The organism is Bacillus sp. FDAARGOS_235, from assembly GCF_002073415.2.
Taxonomy (GTDB): Bacteria; Bacillota; Bacilli; order Bacillales; family Bacillaceae_G; genus Bacillus_A; species Bacillus_A toyonensis.
Genome location: NZ_CP020434.2, coordinates 34,877 through 59,553, shown reverse-complemented (window position 1 = coordinate 59,553; position 24,677 = coordinate 34,877). Strand labels below are relative to the sequence as shown.

General features: G+C 34.6%; 27 protein-coding genes and 1 pseudogene. 26 read left to right on the top strand and 2 right to left on the bottom strand.

From position 1 onward, the window contains the following. Positions 1-755 precede the first annotated feature (755 nt). Entirely contained in the window at positions 756-1,724 is a 969-nt protein-coding gene (locus tag A6J74_RS00310; RefSeq protein ID WP_098155523.1) for a Replicase RepFR55, read from the bottom strand. A gap of 488 nt (positions 1,725-2,212) precedes the next feature. On the opposite strand from A6J74_RS00310, the gene A6J74_RS00305 reads away from it, so the two are divergent. Together A6J74_RS00305 and A6J74_RS30220 are read left to right on the top strand one after the other, a co-directional pair. Continuing rightward, positions 2,213-3,343 (top strand): AimR family lysis-lysogeny pheromone receptor, encoded by a 1,131-nt coding sequence (locus A6J74_RS00305; protein WP_080609153.1) that lies wholly within the window; start codon positions 2,213-2,215, stop codon positions 3,341-3,343. Between the two features lie 11 nt (positions 3,344-3,354). Continuing rightward, positions 3,355-3,483, top strand: coding sequence for a hypothetical protein (locus A6J74_RS30220; protein WP_000800654.1), 129 nt, complete (start codon positions 3,355-3,357; stop codon positions 3,481-3,483). Between the two features lie 324 nt (positions 3,484-3,807). Here the strand turns inward: A6J74_RS30220 and A6J74_RS00300 are convergent, their stop codons facing one another. Then, positions 3,808-4,152: a helix-turn-helix domain-containing protein gene (locus A6J74_RS00300; RefSeq protein ID WP_000467906.1), complete on the bottom strand. Its 345-nt coding sequence runs from the start codon at positions 4,150-4,152 to the stop codon at positions 3,808-3,810. 111 nt (positions 4,153-4,263) lie between these two features. Here A6J74_RS00300 and A6J74_RS00295 point away from each other — a divergent pair, with 111 nt between their 5' ends. The 24 genes and pseudogenes from A6J74_RS00295 to A6J74_RS00180 all read left to right on the top strand — a co-directional run bounded on the left by A6J74_RS00295 (position 4,264) and on the right by A6J74_RS00180 (position 24,669). After that, positions 4,264-4,473 (top strand): helix-turn-helix domain-containing protein, encoded by a 210-nt coding sequence (locus A6J74_RS00295; RefSeq protein WP_000217389.1) that lies wholly within the window; start codon positions 4,264-4,266, stop codon positions 4,471-4,473. A gap of 205 nt (positions 4,474-4,678) precedes the next feature. Then, a pseudogene (locus A6J74_RS30215) lies at positions 4,679-4,900 on the top strand (SpaA isopeptide-forming pilin-related protein); the annotation flags it as partial. A 158-nt stretch (positions 4,901-5,058) separates the two neighbouring features. Beyond that, positions 5,059-5,202 (top strand): hypothetical protein, encoded by a 144-nt coding sequence (locus tag A6J74_RS30570; RefSeq protein ID WP_002156189.1) that lies wholly within the window; start codon positions 5,059-5,061, stop codon positions 5,200-5,202. Between the two features lie 9 nt (positions 5,203-5,211). After that, positions 5,212-5,526 (top strand): TRAG family protein, encoded by a 315-nt coding sequence (locus A6J74_RS00285; protein WP_306480377.1) that lies wholly within the window; start codon positions 5,212-5,214, stop codon positions 5,524-5,526. Positions 5,527-5,563: 37 nt separating this feature from the next. Next, entirely contained in the window at positions 5,564-6,139 is a 576-nt protein-coding gene (locus A6J74_RS00280) for a TraM recognition domain-containing protein (RefSeq protein ID WP_000901826.1), read from the top strand. Positions 6,140-6,241: 102 nt separating this feature from the next. Next, on the top strand, positions 6,242-6,490 hold the full coding sequence (locus A6J74_RS00275) for a hypothetical protein (protein WP_000514061.1): 249 nt from the start codon (positions 6,242-6,244) through the stop codon (positions 6,488-6,490). A 945-nt stretch (positions 6,491-7,435) separates the two neighbouring features. Next, on the top strand, positions 7,436-7,879 hold the full coding sequence (locus A6J74_RS00265) for a hypothetical protein (protein ID WP_080609149.1): 444 nt from the start codon (positions 7,436-7,438) through the stop codon (positions 7,877-7,879). Positions 7,880-7,908: 29 nt separating this feature from the next. After that, positions 7,909-8,133, top strand: a complete 225-nt coding sequence (locus tag A6J74_RS00260; protein ID WP_001018800.1) for a hypothetical protein — start codon at positions 7,909-7,911, stop codon at positions 8,131-8,133. Between the two features lie 31 nt (positions 8,134-8,164). Then, entirely contained in the window at positions 8,165-8,473 is a 309-nt protein-coding gene (locus A6J74_RS00255; protein ID WP_000062192.1) for a hypothetical protein, read from the top strand. 103 nt (positions 8,474-8,576) lie between these two features. Then, complete coding sequence (locus A6J74_RS00250) at positions 8,577-9,662, top strand: hypothetical protein (RefSeq protein WP_080609148.1); 1,086 nt, start codon at positions 8,577-8,579, stop codon at positions 9,660-9,662. Between the two features lie 81 nt (positions 9,663-9,743). Next, positions 9,744-10,811, top strand: a complete 1,068-nt coding sequence (locus A6J74_RS00245) for a hypothetical protein (RefSeq protein ID WP_255410430.1) — start codon at positions 9,744-9,746, stop codon at positions 10,809-10,811. Between the two features lie 75 nt (positions 10,812-10,886). After that, a complete protein-coding gene (locus A6J74_RS00240; protein WP_080609144.1) occupies positions 10,887-11,402 on the top strand; it encodes a hypothetical protein in 516 nt (171 codons plus the stop codon). 37 nt (positions 11,403-11,439) lie between these two features. Further along, positions 11,440-14,028, top strand: coding sequence for a VirD4-like conjugal transfer protein, CD1115 family (locus A6J74_RS00235; protein ID WP_080609142.1), 2,589 nt, complete (start codon positions 11,440-11,442; stop codon positions 14,026-14,028). A 57-nt stretch (positions 14,029-14,085) separates the two neighbouring features. Continuing rightward, a complete protein-coding gene (locus A6J74_RS00230) occupies positions 14,086-14,295 on the top strand; it encodes a hypothetical protein (protein WP_000538815.1) in 210 nt (69 codons plus the stop codon). A 23-nt stretch (positions 14,296-14,318) separates the two neighbouring features. Continuing rightward, entirely contained in the window at positions 14,319-16,769 is a 2,451-nt protein-coding gene (locus A6J74_RS00225; protein ID WP_105299417.1) for a pLS20_p028 family conjugation system transmembrane protein, read from the top strand. 41 nt (positions 16,770-16,810) lie between these two features. Further along, positions 16,811-17,098: a DUF5592 family protein gene (locus tag A6J74_RS00220; protein ID WP_001258275.1), complete on the top strand. Its 288-nt coding sequence runs from the start codon at positions 16,811-16,813 to the stop codon at positions 17,096-17,098. Positions 17,099-17,112: 14 nt separating this feature from the next. Further along, a complete protein-coding gene (locus tag A6J74_RS00215) occupies positions 17,113-17,922 on the top strand; it encodes a hypothetical protein (RefSeq protein ID WP_098155514.1) in 810 nt (269 codons plus the stop codon). Positions 17,923-17,937: 15 nt separating this feature from the next. Beyond that, positions 17,938-19,875: a VirB4 family type IV secretion system protein gene (locus tag A6J74_RS00210; protein WP_080609140.1), complete on the top strand. Its 1,938-nt coding sequence runs from the start codon at positions 17,938-17,940 to the stop codon at positions 19,873-19,875. Positions 19,876-19,879: 4 nt separating this feature from the next. Then, positions 19,880-21,007, top strand: coding sequence for a bifunctional lytic transglycosylase/C40 family peptidase (locus A6J74_RS00205; RefSeq protein ID WP_080609138.1), 1,128 nt, complete (start codon positions 19,880-19,882; stop codon positions 21,005-21,007). 27 nt (positions 21,008-21,034) lie between these two features. Next, positions 21,035-21,613, top strand: coding sequence for a hypothetical protein (locus tag A6J74_RS00200; protein ID WP_000653474.1), 579 nt, complete (start codon positions 21,035-21,037; stop codon positions 21,611-21,613). A gap of 21 nt (positions 21,614-21,634) precedes the next feature. Then, complete coding sequence (locus tag A6J74_RS00195; protein ID WP_000578557.1) at positions 21,635-22,531, top strand: hypothetical protein; 897 nt, start codon at positions 21,635-21,637, stop codon at positions 22,529-22,531. A 259-nt stretch (positions 22,532-22,790) separates the two neighbouring features. After that, the gene (locus tag A6J74_RS00190) at positions 22,791-23,051 is read left to right on the top strand and encodes a hypothetical protein (protein ID WP_031312453.1); all 261 of its coding nucleotides are present in this window, start codon (positions 22,791-22,793) and stop codon (positions 23,049-23,051) included. Continuing rightward, positions 23,044-24,237, top strand: a complete 1,194-nt coding sequence (gene mobP2 / locus A6J74_RS00185; RefSeq protein ID WP_080609136.1) for a MobP2 family relaxase — start codon at positions 23,044-23,046, stop codon at positions 24,235-24,237. The genes A6J74_RS00190 and mobP2 overlap by 8 nt, the downstream gene beginning before the upstream one ends. Continuing rightward, the gene (locus A6J74_RS00180) at positions 24,238-24,669 is read left to right on the top strand and encodes a hypothetical protein (protein ID WP_080609134.1); all 432 of its coding nucleotides are present in this window, start codon (positions 24,238-24,240) and stop codon (positions 24,667-24,669) included. Positions 24,670-24,677 lie beyond the last annotated feature (8 nt).

Below are 24,677 nucleotides of genomic sequence, written 5' to 3'. Positions count from 1 at the left end.
CGCTATGCGTTTAAATAGCGTTTTACTAGTAAATAATAATACTCAATGTGAAATAGAGATACTTCTAATGAAATTTTTTTCCTCAAAATGGCTTATAAGGTGTTTTAAACTTTTACATAATCTACAAAGTATTAGAGGTATTTAATCTTAAACAAAAATAATGCTACTAGGTTATATTTAATAGTTTACGTTTTTTAGTATGGTCCATCTTTTTAAAGTGTATTCAATAGCTAGTGATATTATTTAGAAGTGGGGGAGGAAGGGGGAGGCATATAGATTCCATTTGAAATGAATAGAATTTTATCAGATTTTAGGGAAGCTGATTACAGGCATCTACATAATCATTTATATATTTTTCAAGTTGAATCGGATTCCCTAAAATTAGACAAAAGAGAAAGAATTCCAGAATGCTATATTAAATAAATCTTGTTTTAAAAAGTAAAACCATTAATAACATTAGAATAAATAATGATGCTTTTAAACTTACTCTAGCAAGCTATTCAGCATTTTCTCTTAGTAAATTTCAAGTTTAATTTGATAGTTAAAGAAGAGCTAACTATAAATATATTATGGTTAACTGTATACGTAGATTTCCTGAAACTTCAAAATACAAATCCTATAAGATGATTTGTATTTTGAAGTTTCTTGTGTCGAAAAATAGCAAGTTTATGACTGTTTATAAGAGGATATGACAAATAGCCTTGCTATGGTTGATTTTTTTAAGCAAGGCTACAGACTAGTATGATTTTTTAAATTTAATTACTCTCTTCTAAAAAATTATAGAAAACAAATTCTCTTTTTTTATTTAAACCATGCAGTGATTTCTTTTCTAATGCGTTTTGATTTCTTCGTTCCCAGTTTTGTTTAGATTTTTGCCCAAACATTTTTATAAAATGTGCAGGATTGCTATTTTGAGCTTCATTGTATTGGAACCATTGCACACATTCTTCAAAATCCCATCTAGCATAGCGGTCGATATAATGTGGCATCCTTAAAGCAATTGTATATGCATCTTTTTCACTAAGATGATTTAGTTCTTGGCTTAAAATGTAGTAATAAGCTTTTCTCTGATCCTCACTTAGATAGTCATCTAAATCTTGTAATCTGTTATGCTTTTCTTTTAATTCACAATCCTTATCTGATTTTTCTTGTTTATTTATGTCGAAAACATCTAAAGAATTAGACGAGACTTGTATATCATTCTTTAGATTTTCAGGATTGGCTACAAAATTTTTCTTAAAGAGTTTTTCACGTAGAAATTTAGTGAAAGTAGAGCACACATCAATTGCTAAAGCCCATTTTATCTTAAAATATTCAATGATTTTTAAATAGTTGTTATGTATGGTTAATATGTAAATTGAAGGGGCGATTTTACCATGTCTTCGCACTTTAATTTGTTGGCATACGCCCAGATCTTGCAGCCATGTTAACACGTAGTTAATGACTGGTTTTGAAATGCCTGATTTTTTGCTAATGTGTTCTTGCCTAACTTGACTAAAGCCTTCTTGTACTAAATAAGATAAAACAGTCTCTAAAGCTTCATATTTTCTTTTGGTAAGATAATCTTTAGTGGTAACACCCTCATATTCTAGGACAATATTGTCAATGTAAGTAGTAACTTTTTTTATTGAATGATTAATAGCCCCGGTTTTCTTTGATAGGTGACTGATGTGAGGACTTAGTTCGGCTTTCGCTCGACTAAGTAAAAAGTTGTGCAATAACACAGAAAAACCCTCCTAAATTTCCCACCACAAATAAATAGGAAAACAGGGGTTTTATATTCACAATGTATGCACCTTATGGTATAATTTTAATATCAAGTATGATACTAAAGAAAAACACATACATTTGTAGTGTGAATCTAAAACCCTATCCAGAGGAGTTTTTAATTAGTTCGAAGTTTGCCGACCTAGACTAATTAAAAACCGTGCGGTGGGGTTTTATTTTTTTATATAAATTTAATATAAGTAGTTTATAATGCATTTGTAACTATTTTACACAGATTTTTTAGGAATATCAACTAAGAATAGGTTAAAAGTTAGAACAATAGTGCGATTAATTGACTGAAAATTAAGTTAATTATATAGAAATATAGAAAAATTTATAATGGAACGAAAGTTTCACCGATTTCTGTTAAGATATATTTACAGAATATTCTATATGTGTAAATCTTCCTATACATTAGCATTTCAAGGGGATGTGAGAGTATACCATGATATTAGATAGAATTCATAAAGACTTAAATGATAAAGGTATTACCAATAGGCAGCTTGCAGCAATATTTGATACTAGCCATTCTAAAATAAATGATTCATTTACTAAGAAAAGAGAGTTTGACTTTTATATTTTTACTGAAATATTGAATATGTTATATCCACATGATTATAATTTTAGAAAAACGGAAGTACTGAAATATTGTGAAGAAGCAAAACGTAAAGTGAATTTAAGAATTGCTTTTGAATATTTGGACATGTGTGGAGAACTAGATTTATTACAATATTTAATTGATAAGGAAAAAGAATCTAACAATAAACTGAATCGTAAATTTGCAAATGCTTATGAATTACTTCATTTACGAAATGCTGGGAACATGAATACACAAACTTTTTTAAAAACAGTGAAAAAGAAAATGGAACAGAGAAAGAGTACAGATGATATTAGCAAAATCCCAATGGATTTTTCACTAATTTACGCTTTTTTTGATCATAGAAATTATAATTTAGTAAGTGAATATACAAATGATTTATTATCACAAATTAAAAAAATGAAAAATCCATTTTTACGTTCTTCTTATGAATTACGTACCATGGAATTGCTTGCGACAAGTTTTCATAGGAATAACGAGCTAGAAAAGGCAAGGGAATTATGTAATAAAATGATAGCTAGACAAGGTAGAGTCGCCTTAATACCCAAAGCAACAGCATATTGTATCATGGGTGAGACATATATATTAAGCGATTATGAATTATCCAAGTACTACTTGGATAAAGGATTGCAACTTATGGCAGCCCCAAATAACAAAAAGATGTTCAAGAAAAAACAAATGATACAAACTACTCTAGATTTTCTTAACATACATTTTGAAAAGAATCTAGATGATATGAAACCAAAAAACCCGGCAGAACTTGCATATTTGTATGTCAAAAAAGGGATGAATCAACAAGCAGATAATCTTATTGAAGAAATCAAAAGGGAAAATGCTTTCGTGACACCGTTACAAGTATTCATTCAGGCTCTTGCAAGAGAAGATATGATTTTAATGAGGGATGCATTATTAGCATTTGAGAGAAATAACGACTTGTTCTATGCAGAACTTCCTAAAAATGTACTAAAATTGAAGTAGGGGTGGTACAAGTGAAAAATTGGACAAAGAAAACTTATTTGCTAATTACAATAACAGCATTAACAATGCTCCCAATGCAAGGGAGTATTGCTAAAGTTATTCAATATATGATGGTAGATCCTGGTGGCGGCGCTGGGTGATAGGCTTGTTAAAAGATGACACTACAAAACATTGTAGTGTCATTTGTTATTTAAGGAGTGGAACATTTTTTAATAATTTGTAATGTTTCGTTCCACTAATGCAAAAAAATAGGAATTTATAAAATAAAATCTATCTTATAGGAGAGTGCCAATTTAATGAAAAAGAAAAATATATGTAAACAAGTTGATTATAATTTCTTGGTATCAGTGTTGTCACAAACAAGTGATTATGTTGGGCTATATAATAAATTAAAAACGTATATACAAAAAAATAAAAGTTCAAAGCCTATCCTAAGAAAGAAAGCAAATTAAAAAAGAGGGAATTTATTTTTTATTTTTTTTAACTTTGTACCCAAGGAATTCTATGTATTCTAATAATCCTTTTTCTATCTCTAGACGTTCATCTTGGGAGATTGAATTAAGGTCTTCATATAATTCTTTTGCCAATCTACTTATTTCATTTTTATTAGAATCATTGTCATTTCCAACTAAATAGTCAACTGAAACACCAAAAAAGCGTGAGATTTTTACTAGCATTTCATAATTTGGCTCTGCCCCTGAATTTTCCCAATTGGAAATTGTTGTTTGTGCAATCCCTAATGCTTTTCCAAGAGCAGTAGCGCTTATGTTTTTTTTATTTCTTAATTCTCTTAATCTTTGTCCAAACATGATTTTTAGCTCCTTCTAACTTTTTTTGTGTTATTTTTTATAAAATACAACTTAAACAGTGTTGGCTTTAGGCTTAAAGACGAATAAACTATAAATAAGGTGGTGAGATATTTGACAGTTCTAAGAGAAATTCGTGAGTCAAAGGGTTATACAATTATAGAAGTTTCAAAAGGTTCAAAAATTCCTGCAAGCACTTTATACGATGTAGAATCAGGCAGAAAAGGTTTGATTTTTAGCAGAGCAAAAAGTATTGCGGATTTTTTTGAAGAACCAATTGAGAAACTTTTTTTTGCAACTTACTTTCGGGCAAAGTTGAAATAAACTATTTTCCCCAAAAATACTTATACAGTTATATTGTAAATGAACCTTGTAGAAAAGGTACAATTTTATTGTTATTTTTTAAGTTTTTAAATCTGAAATTTCTGATTTATAGCATTTCAACGTACATGTAAAAAATCATTTTAAATGAATATTAATTTAGCAGAAACCCATTCTTGTGAAATTAAAGAAGCTGGTCAAATTTTAACCACAAAAACTAGGAATACCACAACCAAAAGTAACCGAACAACTCTTTACTCCACACATGAAGCAACCACAACAAACACCAAAGAAAATTGAAATTTATCTTCCAACAACAGGCGGAAAAGCCGAAAATCCTTACATAAGATGGATCAGTCTTGCATGTGTTGTACTTGGCTTAATTGGAGCCGTATTTGCAATTAGAATCCGTACGAAAGCTCAATCGTGATATAAAAGAATATGAACCTCATTTTAGTGATGTAGCTGAAAATCCGTTAAGCCTCGTTATTGGATGTCGGAATGCATGTTTACTCGTCATTCCCATTTGGACAGTTATTTTTTGGATAGAGAGCAAGATATAAGAAACCGAGAGGGAGATGATATGAGGTGTCAGAAATCTACGTCGGTAAAATAAAAAATTTAGGGAAACTTGGGGAAGCCGTGATGCGGCGCAAGAGTGCTTGGCTTTCTAAAGAACTTATACAAGGTATTTCAATCGCTCAAACTGTAATTAAGCCGAAAGAACGGTAGGATTTCTGGATAGAATCCACTATGAACTTACTAGCAGGAATTATTTTGTACTTAAATCAACGACATGGAGATTTGTACTATTTAGATTTAGAAAAGGTTAGGGAATTTGTGCAACAAGCAAAAGAAAAAGATCCCTATCTTTTGGAGTTAAGTGATTTATTGAAGAAAGATCATCCGGCCTATCAAATGTTTAGCGTATTAGCCTTATCAGCAAAAGAAACAAGGCAAGGCACAATCAGTACACTTTCACGAATTTTAGATGAGCAGCAAAAACAATATGAAAAATTAGAGAAACAGAGAGAGTATCTTGGGTTTCAGTATTAGTTATTAGTGGAAAATGAAATAGGAAGGAGTGCAACGTATGTTAGGTGTAGCTAAGAAGTATACAAAGTTGATTAGAGTATTGAAAGAGCTGAATGAAAGGGAAAAGGTCGCAGGCGTGATAAAAGCTCGTTTTGGGGCGTATAAATCAGTCATAGAAGGTGTGAAAAAAACAACAGATGATTTTATTTTCATTTTTGATCCGAAAGGAAACTTTTATGAAGATACTCATCAAGAAAAACGAAAACAAGGATATCAAATCATCAAACATGATTTACTAACTGGTTATGAAACACTACAAATGGATCTAAAACAAAAATCCGTTGTGTACATCAGTGTAGAAACGGAAACGAGTACGTATCAAGAGAGAGGGGAAGCATTATCAAATTTTCTTCAATATCTAACAGAATGCAAGAATATAAGACCGATTCACTTGGTATTTCATCAATATGATTTGTACCCAATCCCTCATATGGAGCAGTTTTTAAAAGAAAGCGCAACATACCACATTCATCATTCAATCGTAGTTGAATCTCAATCCGCATTACAGCACATATATGGAAAAGAGGCAGCGCAACGCATCATGACCTCGTATAACACAACAATCTTAGCATGATATGAAGCACTCGTTCACTATTTCATCCTATCTAGATGGCTAGAAAACTAGACAAGGGAGAAGCATTTTTCTCCCTTCTTTATCAAAATAGGAGGCGTTCATATGGGAAAAGAAAAAAGACTCACATTTTATGATATTGCCGCATCACAAGCGCACAGTGTTAAAACTTTTGATGGAAAAACATACGAACTGAAAGGTACCATCGCAATTGAAAATAGCACAGGAAGCATCGAAAAGGTAGCTCAAATTTATTATCAAGTGCGCTCGGTAAGAGATGAGCATCAAAACTTAATTGCTAAACGAAAAAATAAACATGCGGAATTAGTAGCTGTAAAACAAAAGTGTAAATAAAAAAAGCGATTTTGAAGTGTGCTGAGAATATAGCACAAAACAAGTTGCTCTTTGAAAATTTGAATATATATATTGTGTATCTTTTCCTTTTCGTAATGATGTAGAAGGATGATATACGGCTTTCAATATATATGCGTGCTTCCCTTCGAAAGGTCACTAGAGGGGGTAGGTATACGATTATTGTTGGGTGAGTAAGATCGTAAAACTCATCTGTGACCACTGGGAAATGCATTGTATCAAAGACCTGTTTGTGTCAGTACTCGTGAGGAATATCCCATTTTGACATTCTGAAGAAGCGAGGAACATCACAACAGTAGATACATAAGGTTCTACGTTCACGCCAAAATACGTAGTGCGGTATTGGGCATATAGAAGCTAGGTCGGGATTAGTCTCTATACGCATGCCAATACAGGGTTCGTCATTCCAGCCATAAATGATATTTCCGTTTTATACACTTATTTCTTTTGAACTACTCACCACTTAACGTCCTAACGGACTGTTTGAAGTGGGAGATTCCTGCGAACACCGATTATCCACCAGTTATCTTAGCAGGCTCTACCCGTAGTCCCTACGGTGAGAACATAAGTATCTTGTACGTTGACGCACCACACTCCCTACTTTAGCTTGGTTTTCGCAACTTCGGCAAGTGTGGGCGATAGAACGTTGAAGATTTTACGGTTGCAACGTTTTTCTGCAACCAACCTCATATCTTTAGTTTTCAAAGAGCAATCTGTACAAGTAAATGATAGCAAACATGTTGGCCTATGCCAACCGACAATCATCTCCCACCTAAAATTGGTGTTTCACACCTTCACATTTTTGAGGAAGGAGTCTTCTGTCGGAAAACGATAAATGTTATGAAATAAAGACAGATGTTTAAGTTTAAATGTGTCTCATCACACTTCAAAATCGCTTGTAAAAATTTGATATAGGGAGGAACATACATGAGTCGTAAAGGGTGGATCATTTCCGCTGTTGTTGGACTGTTAATTGCAATTGGTATTGGTTCAACATTTGTCTTTAGTTCGGGAAAAGGGGAAGTAATGGGACTTAGTCCGTTAGAAATGAAGAAGTTCATGAGTGAGGATGGCACAGGTTTTGTTATGCTAACGTCTAACATGAGGCATAGTGAAGATTGGATCTTCCTTGTAAAAAAAATAGCTGAAAAAGAAAAGATTGAAGTAAAAGGTTTAGATGAAAATCGTGACGATATTCCAAGTACAAGTAACCCTCATGATTGGGGATTATCGCAAAGAAGGGATACTCTTGCATATTATGAAAAAGGTAAGGTAAAAAAAGAGATTAAATTTACAAGTGATAAACTTTCGGAACTTGAAAAGGAAGTAACCTATTTTGTTCAAAATTGCAAAGAGCAATATCAGAAGTAATCACATAATCATTGAAAGGTGGTGATATAGTGGCGATTACACAGAGGGAATTAAAAAAAGAAAAAGATATGGTAGCAAACCTATTAAGAGCCAATGGTCAGGATTATAACCATTGGCTTCATTTACATCATCAGAAATACATTGAAGAAAATCAAGATTTAGTAATGAAAGCTTTACAGGCTTATAAAGCAACATCAACAGAAGTAAAGGAATACAGTAAGGCGAATGAATCAAGTCAGCTTAGTAATGTATAAGCATTTAAAAATGAAAAGGGAGTGAATGTATATGTCAATGTTGGAAACATTATCTCAAATGTTAGTGTTAGGTGATGCGATGGATGGCCTAGTTAATACAGGAATTTCATTTATTACATGGATGCAAAGAGGAGCACAGGTTAGTACAGCGATTGTATTTTGCTGGGGCGCTTATCTTTTAATTTGGGGTGGTGAACGAGGAAGACATAAATGTGTTTGGTGGTTTATTGGTGGGGCAGCCGGACTCGTTATCGTAATGGGATGCATGTACTTATCAGAGAGCGTAACGAGTAATATTAAATTTGGTCAAATCTTATTCCCGTTTTTCTGGATGAACTAGTGAAAAAATATAATTAAGGCAATGAGGAGGCTATGCAAAGGGTATGGCTTTTTTTGTTGCCTTTTTTCATGGAATTTAAAGTAAATGAGAGAGAGGAGAAGCTATGTTTGTCATTTTTAAGAGTAGTAATGGAACAGAAATTGAGTCGGGTAAGCAATATTCGTTTCATGAAGCTTATATCTTAACGAAGCGATTAGAACGAGTTTATAGAGAGGCAGGGCGGCAAGAACATATTGATTTCGATTTGTTAGATGGTCATTCCAATGAAATTTATAACGGTACGTTATCACTTGGTTCGAGATATGCAGATCATATTTTTGATCACATTTCTAAAAAAATGAATGTGATGCAATTAGATCCGGAACAAGAGGAACAAAAGAAGGAGCTGTTAGAAACATTAGAAAGAGAAATCAATGAATCTCCTTTTCATGAAGAATATGAATATCAAGAAGAATCACCAGAAAGGAAGGGAGAACCCTCTTATAGTCCATCGAATGAAATAGAGCAACAAGTAAAGCCTGGAAAGGAAAATAGAAAAGGATTTAAGATTATTGCGAGTGTTATAGGAAGCATGGTGTTAATTGGAGCTGGTGCCATATTTGCCTTTAAGTTATTCTCTTCAGGGCCAGTTTCGAGTGCAAATGCTGGCTCTGAACAATATGTAGTAAAAGGATTACAACAGGCAGCCATTCAACAGTATGGAGAAGCCGTTAAATACTTCGATAAGGTCGATTACACAGAATTAGATAAAGATAGTCAGAAGGCAGTTCTATTTACTTATTTATTAAATGGAAAGGCAAATAAGGCATTACAATATGAGCCGAAATTTGCAGAAAGTGTTGTTGCTTATTTTATTGGGATAGACAACATGAATAAAATCAATGAAATTGATGTCAAAAATGATGTAATCGACTTTGAAAAAGCAGCACTTAATAAGAAATATGAGGAGGTAATCAAGCTTAAAGGGAAAGTTAATATGGACGGTAGACGTGAAAAGCTCATTGTTGAAGCTTTTGTACATCTAAAAAAATATGAAGATTGTTATTCTTTTGCCAAAACGCAAGGAAATAAAAACGTAATGAAAGAGGTCAAAGAATTAGAGAAACGAGATATTCAACAATCTACGATAAGTGAAGAAGAAAAGAAAGCTAAGATTGAAAAAATTGATAAAGATATACAGAACATCTAAGGGGGAGAGAATAACATGCCTTTAAATTATGAGAATCTGTACAAAAAAATGGGAATAGTTTTTCTAGGTGGTTCGTTGATATTGAGTACGACAGGGTGCAGTTGGTTTGGAAGTAAGGAATCATCAAAAAGTAAAACAGCTATTACAAAAAAGGTAGATAAGAATAAGCCAGATGAAAAGAAAGAAGATCTGAACAAACATGATTTTGAAGCAATTACAGAAAACGCAATTCAAAGTAAGGATAATGAAGTTGCTTATGTACTCGAAGAACTGGATAAATCAAAAATTAATTTTAAAGAAAAATCTATTGTAAGTAATCTTCAAAATGGGGATGAAACCACATCTCGTGTTCTAGCACTCTTTGATAAAGAAACAACAGATAAAACACTCCAAGATACAACAAAAGATAATGTGATTGCAGCTATTACGGATAATAAGCCACAAGTCAGCGTGAATGGAGATCATTTTGCATTTGGCGATCAAAATATTGATTCTTCAGTAGCGAGTATAGGAGATATTCTTCCACCAGAGAAGAAACCAGATGAAATTGTGAACCCACCAATTATAACGGAGGGTGAGAATGGGAATACGGAAGATACAGGGACAGAAAAACCAAAGCCACCTATAGAACCGGAAAAACCAACAAATCCAGAGAAACCGACAGAACTGGAAAAACCAACAAATCCAGAGAAACCGACAGAGCCGGAAAAACCAACAAATCCAGAGAAACCGACAGAGCCGGAAAAACCAACAAATCCAGAGAAACCGACAGAGCCGGAAAAACCAACAGATCCAGGTAAACCAACAGATCCAGAGAAGCCAACAGATCCAGAGAAGCCAACAGATCCAGAGAAACCAACAGATCCAGAGAAGCCAACAGATCCAGAGAAACCAACAGATCCAGAGAAGCCAACAGATCCAGAGAAGCCAACAGATCCAGAGAAACCAACAGATCCAGAGAAGCCAACAGATCCAGAGAAGCCAACAGATCCAGAGAAGCCAACAGATCCAGAGAAGCCAACAGATCCAGAGAAGCCAACAGATCCAGAGAAACCAACAGATCCAGAAAAACCAACAGATCCAGAGAAACCAACGAATCAAGAAAAGCCGGTTCTGAAACAAAATGAAAAGATGGTAGCGAGTAAATAAAGAAAAAACCAACTGATATTGCCAAAAAGGTACTCATAAAAAGAGTACCTTTTTAATTTGAAAGGGGGCATATAGATGTTTGTTAATAGTACAAATTTAGTGCAAATTTCAAGTCTAGATAAAAGTTTAATGGTGGTAGGTCGAGTGGGAACAGGGAAAACGAGGGAATTGAAGAAAATGGCTTTAAGTTTATCAAAAGTTTTAGTGTTAGATCCACTGAGGGAATACGAAGACGAAGCATTCGGGAAGCAAACAGAGGGTAATGCGACTTTACAACACTTGGATTGTGAATCGAATGAGGGGGATGGGAATTTTAAAATTACAGAAGATGTGATAAATATAGCTAAACAATATGAATACGTAATTGTAGATGAAACCAATTATTTATGTCAGGAAGATTTTATATACTTTCTCCAACAAATGAAGGATTCCGATATAAAAGTAGTAGCAAGTTTTCAACAAATGCCATCAGATGCCCAAATTACTAAGAAATTTGGGTATATCATATCTTTAGATGTATCGAATAATTTCGATAAGATAACAGAGTATGAAAAATATAATTATGATTCGGGCTTTGGCTTAAAGAAGTAATACGTGTGGCTAGATTGAACAGAGGTGATGCTTTGATATGTATAGTGAAAAGATATCAATCAAATATAAATTAGCTGAAAAAGAAGTACTCATTCCATTGAGTGCTTTTTTGTTTGTTGGAATGTTTTTAATCGCTAATTTTTTACTCAACTTATCTTTAGAGCTGATAGAAACAACATTTAGTGATTTATTACATCCCAAACCATTTCATATGGAGGTAGGATTTCTTTTTCAGATGCCAATTGCAGAACACCCAGTTTACTACTTGCTTGTTTTCCTTGTAGTGATTGGAACTATAGCGAGAACAGTGTACAAATTGAAATCTTCCTTTAAAAACTTAAATAATCATCAGAAAGGATCTAGTCGTTTTACAACAGTTGAAGAGCTGAAAAAGCAATATCGAGCTGTACCAGATCGAGAGGAATCATTTAAAGGTGGAGGTGGTGTTGTTATCTCTCGATTAGGTGACAAGGTATTCATTGATGATAGCCCAGTAAACAATTTAATTATTGGTACAACACGTTCTGGTAAAGGGGAAACTTATGTATTTCCTACAATTGATGTCTATTCTAGAGCGGAACATAAACCATCATTAATACTGAACGATCCCAAGGGCGAACTATTTAGTGCTTCAAAAGAAACATTGGAAAAACGAGGGTATCACATTGAAGTCTTGAATTTGTTAAACCCACTTGATTCTATGAGTTATAACTTATTGCAGCTTGTCAAAGATGCTTATAAAGATGGAGACTATTCAACAGCACAAGCACTTTGTAAAACACTTTCTCACACTTTGTATTACAACCCAACTGTAAAAGATCCTTTTTGGCAACAGTGCGCTATGAGCTTGTGTAACGCCATGATATTAGCCGTTACAGATAAATGTATTGCGGAAGGAACAGAAGAAAAAATTACAATGTATGCAGTTGCAAATATGTTATCAGAACTTGGTTCAAAAGAGGTAATCGTAGATCCGGAAGCTGATCCACAAAATGCATTAGATTTATACTTTGAAGGTTTGCCAGCAGATAGCGTTGCGAAAATGCAATATGCAACCTCAAACTTCTCAAAAGGAACAACACGAGGCGGAATTTTCACCCAAACAATGAATGGACTTTCTATTTTTACATTTGATGAAATCGTTAAAATGACAGCGAAAAATAGTGTGGATTTAAAACGTGTAGGGTTTGGAAAAACGATAAAAGGGAAAGTAACACCTAGAAAACGAGTAGAAATTGTATTTCCAGATGGCTCAAAGGAGTCTATCAAAGCAGATATTACAGGACGTTTTGCATTAGATTTTAAACAAGTAATAAAAGTTGGAGATACCATTCAATGTATTGAAAAGGAAAATCCTCAAACGAAAACATCTATTTCTATTACAAAAATAGATGGGAAAACGGGTCATACAGAATTTAAAGTAGTAGAAAAAAATGAAGATATGGAAGTAACAAAAGTGGATTATTTCGATAAACCAGTGGCTATTTTTATGATTACACCAGACTTTGATTCTTCGAATCATGTGATTGCTTCTATTTTTGTAAGGCAGCTTTATTTTATATTGGCTAAGGGTGCATCCCTCGCTCGTGGAGGGAAATGTCACCGTGAGGTGGTTTTTTGCCTAGATGAGTTTGGAAATATGCCGAGTATTGAAGGAATGGCGAATATTATCACGGTTTGTCTCGGTAGAAATGTTCGCTTTAATCTTGTAATCCAAGCATATGCACAATTAAAAAATAAGTATGGTGAGGATGCAGATACCATTGATGGAAACTGTGGGAATACGATCTACATTCTAACAAACGATCAAGAAACCGCCGAAAAAGTGTCCAAAAAACTAGGGAATCAGACAATTAACCTACCTTCCCGAAGTGGAAAAGGTCTTTCTACTGATAAAAATAAAACGGAAGGTCTAGATCAACGCCCATTGTTAACATCAAATGAACTTATGAATTTTAAAGAAGGAGAAAGTGCCGTTATTCGTGTCATAAAACGTCAGGATAATAACAGAAAACGGATTAGACCTCGCCCGATTTATAATACGGGGGAAACAGCCTTAAAATACAGATGGGAGTACTTAGGAGTAGAGTTCGATACAGATAAATCTATTTTAGATATAGATATTGATTCTCTACATGATGATGTAAATCCAAAATCACTTATTGTTGATTTTCTAGGAGAGAGAAAAGCAGAACAAATTGAGAAAAAAACATCAGAATTAGAACCAGAACCAGAACAAGTACAAGAAGCTTCTTCCCAAATAGAGAAACCGCAGCCAGTAGAAGAACCAACAATGATGGGAATTGATGAAGAGATTCCGGAAGAGGCGTTTCAACAGGAAGATAGCCCGTTTGATTCCCTCTCTATTGAAAATTGGAAAGGAAAAACGGTTAACGAATTTTTCGAATCTGATTTAGCGTTTTTGAAACTGGTTGATAAGTTCTTTTTAGCACAGTTAGGCAAATCAATAGATGAAGTGGAAAATCAAGAAATGGGCGAGTTTTACAGTGAATTTCAAATGTTAGCTCACAATGACCACATCGACAAAAGTGTTTATCAAGCAGTCGAAAACAAGATTAATCGAACCTTGCGTGATTTAGAAGAAAAAGAACAAGTAACAAGTTAGAAAGCACTCAAATGATTGAGTGCTTTTTTGAATCCAAATATAAAGGGGGAATAGGTAATGGGTGTACCGACAATAACGGATAAAATGCAATTGATTTTAGATAGCTACTCGCCATTTGTGACAGAAGAAAATGAGGTCATTCTTGGTCTAGAAGATGCGGTTCTTTTCCTTTCAGTAGATCGGGAACAAAAAGGGAAATTGATTATTCGTATCGACAGACTAAATGAGAGAGTGAATTGGACAGCAAAAGAAGTATTAGGGCAATAGCAAGCATGAGAGGAGGGTAAATAGTGAAAGATGAAGAGATTTTAAAGGTTTTAGAATCGTTCTCGGATTATCTTCAAGTAGGAGACATCGTGAATTATGTATTACGTTGGCTAGGATGGTTCCTAATTGTAGGCTTATCTTTAGTTGTAGATGCTTTAGAAGGTGTGACAGATGCCATACTGGGGATTAAGGGGTTCTTTAATTCACCAGAAATACAAAATTTTGTTGATATGTTATATCCATTGTTTGTCGTTCTTTTAGCCATATCGTTTTTATATATTGGCTACATGTTCATTATGAACAAACAAATGAACCGTTCTCAAATTATCATCAATATTTTCATAACACTGAGTGTACTTTGTTTATTAAGTACTGGTATGACAAAGGTTGATAAGTTCACCGATGATGCCATAGCAGTTGTAAAATCAGAACAAAAAGGTTCCTTAAGTGATGAAATTATTAAGAAGAACATAACAGATATAGCAGTAATAGATCAAAATGGATGGAAAAAGAAAGAAGATTTGAATCCGAAAAATAATATTCCTGAAAAAAATATTAGACAAATAGATATTACAGAAAAAATTGATTCCGATTTCAAATTTACGAAAGACAAGGATTTATCAGATGGTGGTCAAAAAATCCTACAGAATAAAAGGGTGATGGATGCATTAGGAGTTGCATCTTTAGCTGAACTAAAAGATGGGTGGTTTGATTTCTTTCCAGAAAAGTATTATCGCTGGCATTGGAATTTTTGGAATATATTCTTTACTTTACTGATAACAGGATTAACTTTGTTATTGGTGAGTATTAAATTAGCTAGGTTATTTTATGAATTGGCATTTAACTACTTGTTGGTGAACATAATAGCACCAGCCGATGTTGCGAATGGTCAAAAGTTAAAAGCCGTATTATCCAATATCCTCAATATATTTATAGCAACGATTATGATATTCCTTTCTTTGAAGCTATATATAATGGGAACGGCGTTTCTACATGACAAACTAAGTGGTGTACCGTATCTGATTGCATTAGCGGCATTTAGTATGGCAGTTCTAGATGGTCCGGCAGTCGTAGAAAGGTTATTCGGTATAGATATTGGATTAAAGAGTAGTTGGGGCATGTTAGTAGGTGGTTACGCACTTGGTAAAGGAATCGCTGGTCTTGCAAGTTCAAAACCAATGAAGGGTCTAGGAAATATGATTGGAAAAGGAGCGAAAGGTGCAGCGCAAGGAACTGGTGTTGCAGCAGCTAAAACAGCAAGTGCGGCAGCGATGGCAACAGGTGGAATGGCTGGCCTCATAAGTGGCTTAAAAAATGGAAATGAATCTGAAAATAAAGATTCATTGCAAGATCAAATGAAAAAAGCTGGTGAGAAGAAAGCAAATGGAAATGATGTAGCAAATAAGGAAAAAGAAAAAGGTAACTTAAATAAGGAAAAAGATAAAAAGAATGGTGGTATGCCATCTATTCAAGAAGACATGAAAAAAGGGGGGAACGAAAACCCAGGGATAGCGAATGGGCAAGAATCGGGAACAACAAGTCTTCAAGATGAAATGAAAGAAGCTGGAAAATCAAATGGAGCAAGTGAAGGAGGTCAAACACCAGGAACAGTAAGGCAAGGAGCAAGTGAAGGAGGTCAAACACCAGGAACAGTAAGGCAAGGAGCAAGTGAAGGAAGTCAAACACCAGGAGGCGTAAAACAAGGAGCAAGTGAAGGAGGTCAAACAGCAGGAACAGTAAGACAAGGAGCAAATGAAGGAGGTCAAACACCAGGAACAGTAAGGCAAGGAGCAAGTGAAGGAGGTCAAACATCAAGCCCGGCACCAGTAGAAACACCAAGATCAGTACCAAGTGGAGGAAGTCCGGCACCAGTAGAAACACCAAGATCAGTACCAAGTGGAGGAAGTCCGGCACCAGTAGAAACACCAAGATCAGTACCAAGTGGAGGAAGCCCGGCACCAGTAGAAACACCAAGATCAGTACCAAGTGGAGGAAGCCCGGCACCAGTAGAAACACCAAGATCAGTACCAAGTGGAGGAAGTCCGGCGTCAGTGGAAACACCAAGATCAGTACCAAGTGGAGGAAGCCCGGCACCAGTAGAAACACCAAGATCAGTACCAAGTGGAGGAAGTCCGGCGTCAGTGGAAACACCAAGATCAGTACCAAGTGGAGGAAGTCCGGCATCAGCCGACAATGTAACGGTGACACATAGTAGCCCAATTATTCCTTATGAAAGTGATAAGGAAGTGGCAGCAAGTAGAAGTCAGGAAACACGGACATTAGGACAATATACAACTGATAAAGTTAAAAATACAACATCATCCGTGAAACAAAAGGTAAGAGGAGTACAAGAACGCATTCATAATTCTGAAACGGTACAGAATACAAAGCGTTTTTATGAGATGGGGCAAAACACGGGTAAAAGTTGGAGAGATATTGTAAACAAAAATAAAAATAATACAGATAAAAAATAAGCGTACGCTTATTTTTTATTGTCGAAAAGGAGGGAATCCCGATGAGAAGCTATCGGATTCCGAAGGAAATCAGTACAGAATTACGGATTAATAAAGTGCTTTATTTAATAGATTTCTTTTTATTAATTGGCTTATTAGTTGTAACGATGATTCTTAGGAATTTTGTACATGATTCCTTTCAATTACCATTTGTTATTTTCATGGCAGTTATTGCAATTATCATGATTTGGCGTCCAAGTACGAATCCTCAAAAACGAATGTATGAAGTGTTGATTATTACATTGCTAAGAAGAAAAGGTGCATATTGCGCCATTGATAACGATCAATAAGGGAGGGATCACATATGGCGTTATTCAGCGAAAAAGATGTAGAGAAAGAAGAGCCAAAACAACTAGAAAGACCAAAGAAAAATACATTTCGATTTAACGAAAAAAATGTAAAAGAATCAATTTCTGAACCAAAAGAAATTGTGAAGGTGGTACCCGACAAAAAGAAAGAAGAAAAAACAAAGGTAGAACCAAAAGTAAAAAAACAGAAGAAAGAAAAGCCAAAGAAAGACGTTTCGAAAAAGAAAAATCCAAAACTGTTAGGTTTTTTATCTAGAAAAAAGAAAGAAGCACCACCAAAGGTAAAGAAAAGTATTGCGGAAATTATGCAAATTGTAGACATGACACAGGATGGCATATTTGAACTGAAAAATGAGGAGTTTTTAGAAATTCTTCAAGTGGAAGGTGACGATATGTTCTCTAAGAATAGCGACGAGCAAGCATTTGTTATTTTCTCACATGCTTATTTTTATCAAGCCTACAAACAGTCCATTAAACTCGTTTTTTTAAACTTCCCATGTCAAACAACTGAACAACAAAGTTATATAGAGAAGAAAATTAAAGAATGTACCAGTCCTTTGTATGAGCGGATTTTAAATCAGAAGTTAAAAGAACTGCAGTTTTTAGAATGGGGCAGAACAAATCGGGAAGCCTTCTTATTCATTTACGGAGAAACGGAATTGATCGTAAAAGAACGTGTAGATGCAGCAAAGCGGTATATTAAACGCTCTACCGAACTATTAGATGTGGATGAAGAGAAAAAGTTAGAGCTTATGTTTAAATTGTTTAATCAAAATGCAAAATTAGGAACGAAAAATATATGGTAGTAAGGGGGAAACAAGATGTTTGCGTTCAAAAGTAAAAAATCCAAAAAGGAAAAACAAGAAGAACTAAAAAAGAAGAAAGGTTACAACCCTTATTTAGTGGCTAGAGTTCAGCCACAAGGGGGAATCAGCTTTAAAGAAAGCTATGTGCAAACAGGTGATGGATTTGCTACTTGTATTCATGTTTTTGACTTTCCAACAGAGGTAAATGATTTTTGGTTAGAGCAAATTATGAATATGCCCAATGTGATTACGACATTAGATGTCATGAGTGATGACCGAAAAGAAGTCGTTGAATCGATTAATAAATCCATGAGTGAACAAAGTGTTCGGCATGATACAGCAAAGGATAATATAGATCGGATTGATGCGAAAAATGAATTTTTAGAGTTGGAAGCTCTCTATACGGATTTGAAACAAGGTGAGGTCATGAAACGTATTCATATCCGTATCTATGTTTCCGCTAGAACGTTAGATGAGTTAGAAAAACAAGTAAAAGAAATCATGGAAACATTAGAGTCTTATAACTTTCGTGGAGCTGTTTTTTTAAATGAACAAGAGTATGAGTGGGATGCACTCGTAACAAGCTTTGATACACAAAAAAATTATGTGAACCGAAGAAAAGGGAAAGAAATTCCGGCAGTCAGTTTGGCTGGTGGGTGTCCGTTTCATTATTCTTATTTGCACGATCCATACGGTACGTATTATGGAACAACGAAAACAAAAGGAAATGTTATTTTTGATATTTTTCATAAAGACGAACAAAGAAAGTTTTATAACGGTGTAATGATTGGAAAGCCTGGTGCTGGAAAATCAACATTACTAAAAAAGAAATCAGTAGACTATGCAAGTAAAGGGCATTTTATTCGTATTTTTGATATTGTTGGTGAATTTGAGGAAACAGTACGTGATCTGAACGGGAAAACAATTGCATTAGATGGTTCACAAGGTCAAATTAACCCACTTCAAGTATATAAGACAGCAGAACTTGAAGAAGTTAGTTTCACTCAACATTTATCTAAATTGACAATTTTTTATCGATTCATTGCGCCAGAAGCAAAAGATGATGAAATTAAAGAATATGAAAACTTGCTTCGTAAATTATATATTCGAATGGGATTATGGAATGACGAAAAAGGAGCGAAAAATGAAATTACAACAAGAAAACCAAATGAGTATCCCATTTTCTCAAACTTTTTATCTTTTGTTCGTGATGAATTATATGAGAATGTAAAAAGTAGAAAACACCATGAGAATTTAGGAGAAAGCAGAAAACATCGTTTAGAGTTGATTGAATTAAATCTTGTAAATTTAGTAGAAGCATATGCACAATTATTTGATGGTCATTCCACTATTGAAAACTTTAAAAAAGAACAAGTTGTATCGTTTTCCTTACGAAACATTTCAAATTTTAAACCGGAAGTATTCCAAGCGCAAATTTTTAATGTTTTTAATTTAATATGGGATGAAATGATATCCAATGGTGCGCCACAATTAGAGGCATATACGAAACAACAACTTGCTTTTGAAGATGTAATTCGTTATTTCATTATTATTGACGAGGCGCATCATATCATAAACACGAAAAAAGAAAGCGCTCATGCTTTACAATTTTTAACTAAATTTAGCCGAGAAGATCGAAAATATTTTGCAGGGCTTTTATATGCAAGCCACACGATTCGGGATTTTGTACCGGAAGGATCTTCACAAGAAATGATTGATGAAATTAAAAAGTTATTTGAACTTACACAGTACAAATTTATTATGCAGCAAGATAATAACAGTTTAGATATGTTACGAAAAGTATTTGCAGGACAGTTAAGTGAAAGTGAAATTGCAGCGATTCCACATTTACCAACAGGGGATGTCATTTTAAGTATTGGGGCTGTAAAAAACATTCACTTCCATGTAGAAGTAACAGATGAAGAATTGATGTTATTCGGGGGAGGTGCTTAATACCATGCATCTAGTTTTAAAGGTTATACCAAAGAAATGGCTCATCACTTTAGCACTACTTGTGATGGGTCTTTTTTCTTTTCTTTTACTTGGAATCTTAAGCATTTTTATTGCAGCGATGGGGAGCGATAGCGGAACAGACGCAGGTGATATTACGTATACAGGTGAAGGGCAAGTCATGAATGTTTCGCCTGAAGTTCTAAAATGGGAACCTACGATTCGGAAGCATGCGAAAGCCTTTGGGGTGGAACCGTTTGTCGCTTTAATGCTTGCTCAAATGATGCAAGAAAGCGGAGGGCGTGGCAGCGATCCAATGCAGAGTTCCGAAGGCGCATTTAATACGAAGTATTGTAAATCACCAAACTGTATTACAGATCCAGATTACAGTATTTGGGCAGGTGTACAGGAGTTTAAACATGCGATAGAAAGAGCTGGAGTAACGAGTCCAGGGGACATGGATCATATCAAAACAGCCCTTCAAGCCTACAATTTCGGGACAGGATTTTTTGATTTTGTTGGCGCAAATGGTGGCAAGTATACGAAAGAATTAGCAATTAAATTTTCACAACAACAGTATCAAAAAGTAAAACATACCGGAATGTATCATTGCCTTAGACCAGAAGCCGTACCATATCAAGCGTGCTATGGCGATATTTTGTACGTTGACGCAGTTTTAAAATATTATCAGCCAGGTTCTGTCGTTTCTGGTGGCGGAGGAAATCCAGGAAGTGGCGGAAGTAGCGGTTCGAAAGTTGCCGATGTAGGTCGCCAATGGATAGGACGTTCTACCTATGTATTTGGTGGAGGACGTAACACGAATGACATCGCAAGAGGGATTTTTGATTGTTCAAGTTTTGTACGTTGGGCATTCGAACAAGTAGGGATGTATACCAGTCCGATAGGAGCTGTAAGTACGGAAACATTAAACAAAATTGGTACAAAAGTATCAGCAAATGATATGAAACCGGGTGATGTTATTTTCTTTGATACCTACAAACATGACGGACACGTTGGAATTGTAATTGATAAGAATACGTTCATAGGATGCCAAACGAATAAAGGTGTTTCTATTGAAGATCTAAATAATCCGTATTGGAAAAAAGTCTTTTCTGGTCATGTAAGAAGGTTCTAAAAACAGAAGGAATGGGAGACTGAAAGAATGAAAGATAAACGAAAATTTTTGTTTATTGTGTTTGTCATTTTAGTTGTAGGTGTGACAGCTTTTAATATCTATTTGAGCAAAAAGTCAATGAGTGATGGCAAAGAAAAACAGTTAAAACTTTCAAATGAATTACTAACAAAACAAAATGAAGACTTAAAAAAACGACTAGATAAGGTGCTTCCTTCCGCACAGGAACAACAGAGAAGGGCATACTTATCGACAGCCGAAACATTTATACAATTATCATTTCACAGAGAAAAAGAAGGGTACAGCGAGCGAAAAGAAAAGGCAAAATCCATTATGAGCGAAGAACTTTTACAACAATTTTATCCAACTGATAAATACGAATTAGGAGATACGTATAAAACGAAACCAATAGAAATGAAGTTTTATTTACAAGAAAATGAACCCGATAAAGAGGAGGTAAATGTGTTAGCTGAATTTATAAATGTCACGACAGATTCAACGCAAAACCGAGAAGAAAAAGTAAACAATGTGTTACGAATTATCATGAAAAAAGATAAGGAAACATGGCGAGTTACAAGTGTGGAAGAGTTAAATATGAAAGTTTTATAACGAAAAAGGTGGGGTGAGAGTGTGATAGGTGCAATTGGTAAGAAGAGTGAAAGAATCAATCTAAGAAAAAATAAGTCGTGGATCTACCTAACAATTATCAGCTTTCTATTTTTTGGATTTTTCGCTTTCTTGACATCTAAAATTTACATGCCAAACGATGAAAAACTATTCCATACAGAGACAAATAAAGTAATTAAGTTGTCGGGTATGGGGAAATTGATTGTAGAAAAAAGGGAATACAATCCACACAAAAACTTTATACAAATTTACTTTCGATTAGAAGGATATGAGGAAACAGGATATACATTTAAGGCACAGCAAAAAGCAAATCCAGGTGTTCAGTTACCTGTCAAAGTATTGTATGAAGAGAACGGAAAATACGTTGTAGAAGTAAAAGAGTTATCTCCGAATTGGGGAGCGTTAGCTTTCGATATTTACAATAAAAACGGTGAAAAAGAACAAATGGATATTCGTAAATTCACACAAGATGTTAATGAATATGAAGAAGAAAATGCAGCAACAAAAAGTCCGAATAAATTAGTTCAGACGATATTTACCGATCAAAGTAAAACAAAAGCAAATGATGAATTGTTAGCTGAAGATAAAAAAACATATGAGCTAGATTTTATAGAAAGAGACAAAAAGGATATCGAAACAAAGATCAAAAATTACGGGAAAGCAATCAAACTGGAAGAAGAAAATGCGAAGACAGTTTATGAAAAGGTAAAAGAATTACAAGATGAAATGAAGTACCAAACTGAAGCAGAAAAAACAGAAACACAATCCAAAATAGCATCCTTAGAATCTAAAATAAAATCATCGGAAAAGAACGTTGAATTGTTTAAAGGAGAACAAAAAATTGCACGGGATAAAATCAAAAAATTAGAGCAAAAGGCACAAGAAATTAATAAAAAGTGAAAAAAGTCGTGTCGTGAGTGAGTCTACATCAGGGGATTTTGTATCGTGAGTGAGTCCACATCACGAAAAAATGAGTCGTGAGTGAGTCTACATTAGAGGATTTTGGGTCGTGAGTGAGTCTACACCTAAAAGCTTTTCTTGCCCCCACCGTTTCGCTAGGCTCCGCCTAGCCCCACACCCTCGGTGGGGGCAGAAACCCCTTATGCTCTTCTCACTATTTTTTGATCTCTACCCAGAATTGCAGAAAGGAGCGGAAATTGTGAATCTAAAAATAAGAGATATAGATCCAGTTGCCTTAAAGAAAATAGATGAAATTGCAAAAAGAAAGGGAATATCCCGGCAAAAATTTTTGAAAGCTCAAATTGAAATGCTGGCATTTTTTCAGCAACAAAATAAAAGAGAAATGGAATTGGAAAATCTCATTGAAAAGAACATCCATATGATGAGTGATTGTTATAGCGCAATGGAAAAAATGAATGAGTTTATTCAAATGATGATGCAGGATGTTGAAAATGAATAATGCCATTCCTGTTCAATCTTCCGTCACACCGGGTGTTGTTTTAAAAACGAAATTTGTGTTGCCAAGTTCGGATGCTTTTCAAAACTATATTGATTATGTAGATCGGGAGGAAGCGAAAAGTGAAGTGAAGCTGAATCCGAAAATGTTCGAAACGTATCAAGACTACATGGGGGATTCAGAAAAAACATCAGCACTATTTACGGAACACGCAAATCGTTTAACAGAAAGTGAAAAAAAGTCCTTAAAGGAAATGTTTAAAACCGCTCATGAGAATGGAAGTATCATGTGGCAAGATGTCATTTCTTTTCATAATCCCTGGTTAGAGAAACAAGGAATTTATGATGAGAAAACAAAAACGTTGGATGAAAAAAAGTTAATGGATGTAACACGGCTTGCGATGAAGGAAATGCAAAAAAGAGAGGGGGTGGAAAAAAGCTCTATCTGGTCGGCAACCATTCATTTTAATACGGATAATATTCACATTCATGTGGCAACTGTTGAGCCATTTCCAACGAGAGAACGTGGTAAAAGAAAACCTAAAACATTAGATGCGATGAAGGGGAAAGTCGTAAATAATCTGTTAGATCGTAAGCAGGAACAAAAACAAATTAATGATCTGATTCGAAACAATATGGTGGGAAGGAAAAAAGAGGATTCCGTTTTTGATTGGCGCAATCAACATTTGAAACCACTGTTTTTAAGAATTTATAAACAGTTACCAAGTGATAAAAGACAGTGGCAATATAGCTACAATACGATTCAACCATTGAAACCGGAAATTGATGAATTAAGCAGTCGATATATTCAACATCATCATAAAAAAGATTACGATCAATTTCTCCAAAAGTTAGATAAAGAAGTGCAAGTTTTTAAAGAAGCATATGGTGAAGGAAAGTATGATAAGAAGCAATATGAAAATTACAAGACGAATAAAATTAATGACTTGTATAAAAGAATGGGTAACGCCTTTTTACAAGAAATGAAGGCATATTATAAAGAACAAAAGAGAATCCATCACATGAAAAAATCAAAGCCGTTTCAAAAATTTCAACAGAATGTATCCATTCAGTACTCTATGAGAAAAGTGGAACGTGCTTTTAAAAGTGAATATGAAAGTTGGAAGAATCAAAAGTATTATGAGCGTATGCAAAAAGAAACCGCATATCAAAATGAGAGGGGTTATTAAATGAAAGACTTTCGCATGCAAATTACATTGGATGAAGAAACAGATACGTATATTAAAGACTACATGGAAGAACACAATATCAGATATAACGGTGAAGCAATTGTTAGGATTTGTAGAGAACATCAAGCAACAAAAAATACAGAATGGTCATTGAATTATATTTCCGAAATTGTATCAAAGAATCTACATGATGTGTTGAAAAGTGAACTAACAAAAATTCGTCTTGGTGCAAATAGTGCGGATAGAAATACGCAAATTTTAATTGAGTTATTAAATGGTTATTTCTTTTTAGAGGGTGTAGATAGTCTTATTACGACTGATAAACAAGAGATGGGAAGTGTGAAGATAGCAAAAGAAGTCGTAGCGGAACGCATCAGTAATGCAAGACAAAAACGTTTAGATCATGAGGCAGCAAAGAACAATGTAACGTAAGCTACATT

Bases quoted from the DNA above. Each gene is read 5' to 3' on its own strand.
- A6J74_RS00305 (WP_080609153.1), top strand. From the start codon at position 2,213: ATGATATTAGATAGAATTCATAAAGACTTAAATGATAAAGGTATTACC.
- A6J74_RS00300 (WP_000467906.1), bottom strand. From the start codon at position 4,152: ATGTTTGGACAAAGATTAAGAGAATTAAGAAATAAAAAAAACATAAGC.
- A6J74_RS00280 (WP_000901826.1), top strand. From the start codon at position 5,564: ATGTTAGGTGTAGCTAAGAAGTATACAAAGTTGATTAGAGTATTGAAA.
- A6J74_RS00275 (WP_000514061.1), top strand. From the start codon at position 6,242: ATGGGAAAAGAAAAAAGACTCACATTTTATGATATTGCCGCATCACAA.
- A6J74_RS00265 (WP_080609149.1), top strand. From the start codon at position 7,436: ATGAGTCGTAAAGGGTGGATCATTTCCGCTGTTGTTGGACTGTTAATT.
- A6J74_RS00255 (WP_000062192.1), top strand. From the start codon at position 8,165: ATGTCAATGTTGGAAACATTATCTCAAATGTTAGTGTTAGGTGATGCG.
- A6J74_RS00250 (WP_080609148.1), top strand. From the start codon at position 8,577: ATGTTTGTCATTTTTAAGAGTAGTAATGGAACAGAAATTGAGTCGGGT.
- A6J74_RS00240 (WP_080609144.1), top strand. From the start codon at position 10,887: ATGTTTGTTAATAGTACAAATTTAGTGCAAATTTCAAGTCTAGATAAA.
- A6J74_RS00235 (WP_080609142.1), top strand. From the start codon at position 11,440: ATGTATAGTGAAAAGATATCAATCAAATATAAATTAGCTGAAAAAGAA.
- A6J74_RS00230 (WP_000538815.1), top strand. From the start codon at position 14,086: ATGGGTGTACCGACAATAACGGATAAAATGCAATTGATTTTAGATAGC.
- A6J74_RS00220 (WP_001258275.1), top strand. From the start codon at position 16,811: ATGAGAAGCTATCGGATTCCGAAGGAAATCAGTACAGAATTACGGATT.
- A6J74_RS00215 (WP_098155514.1), top strand. From the start codon at position 17,113: ATGGCGTTATTCAGCGAAAAAGATGTAGAGAAAGAAGAGCCAAAACAA.
- A6J74_RS00210 (WP_080609140.1), top strand. From the start codon at position 17,938: ATGTTTGCGTTCAAAAGTAAAAAATCCAAAAAGGAAAAACAAGAAGAA.
- A6J74_RS00205 (WP_080609138.1), top strand. From the start codon at position 19,880: ATGCATCTAGTTTTAAAGGTTATACCAAAGAAATGGCTCATCACTTTA.
- A6J74_RS00200 (WP_000653474.1), top strand. From the start codon at position 21,035: ATGAAAGATAAACGAAAATTTTTGTTTATTGTGTTTGTCATTTTAGTT.
- mobP2 (WP_080609136.1), top strand. From the start codon at position 23,044: ATGAATAATGCCATTCCTGTTCAATCTTCCGTCACACCGGGTGTTGTT.
- A6J74_RS00180 (WP_080609134.1), top strand. From the start codon at position 24,238: ATGAAAGACTTTCGCATGCAAATTACATTGGATGAAGAAACAGATACG.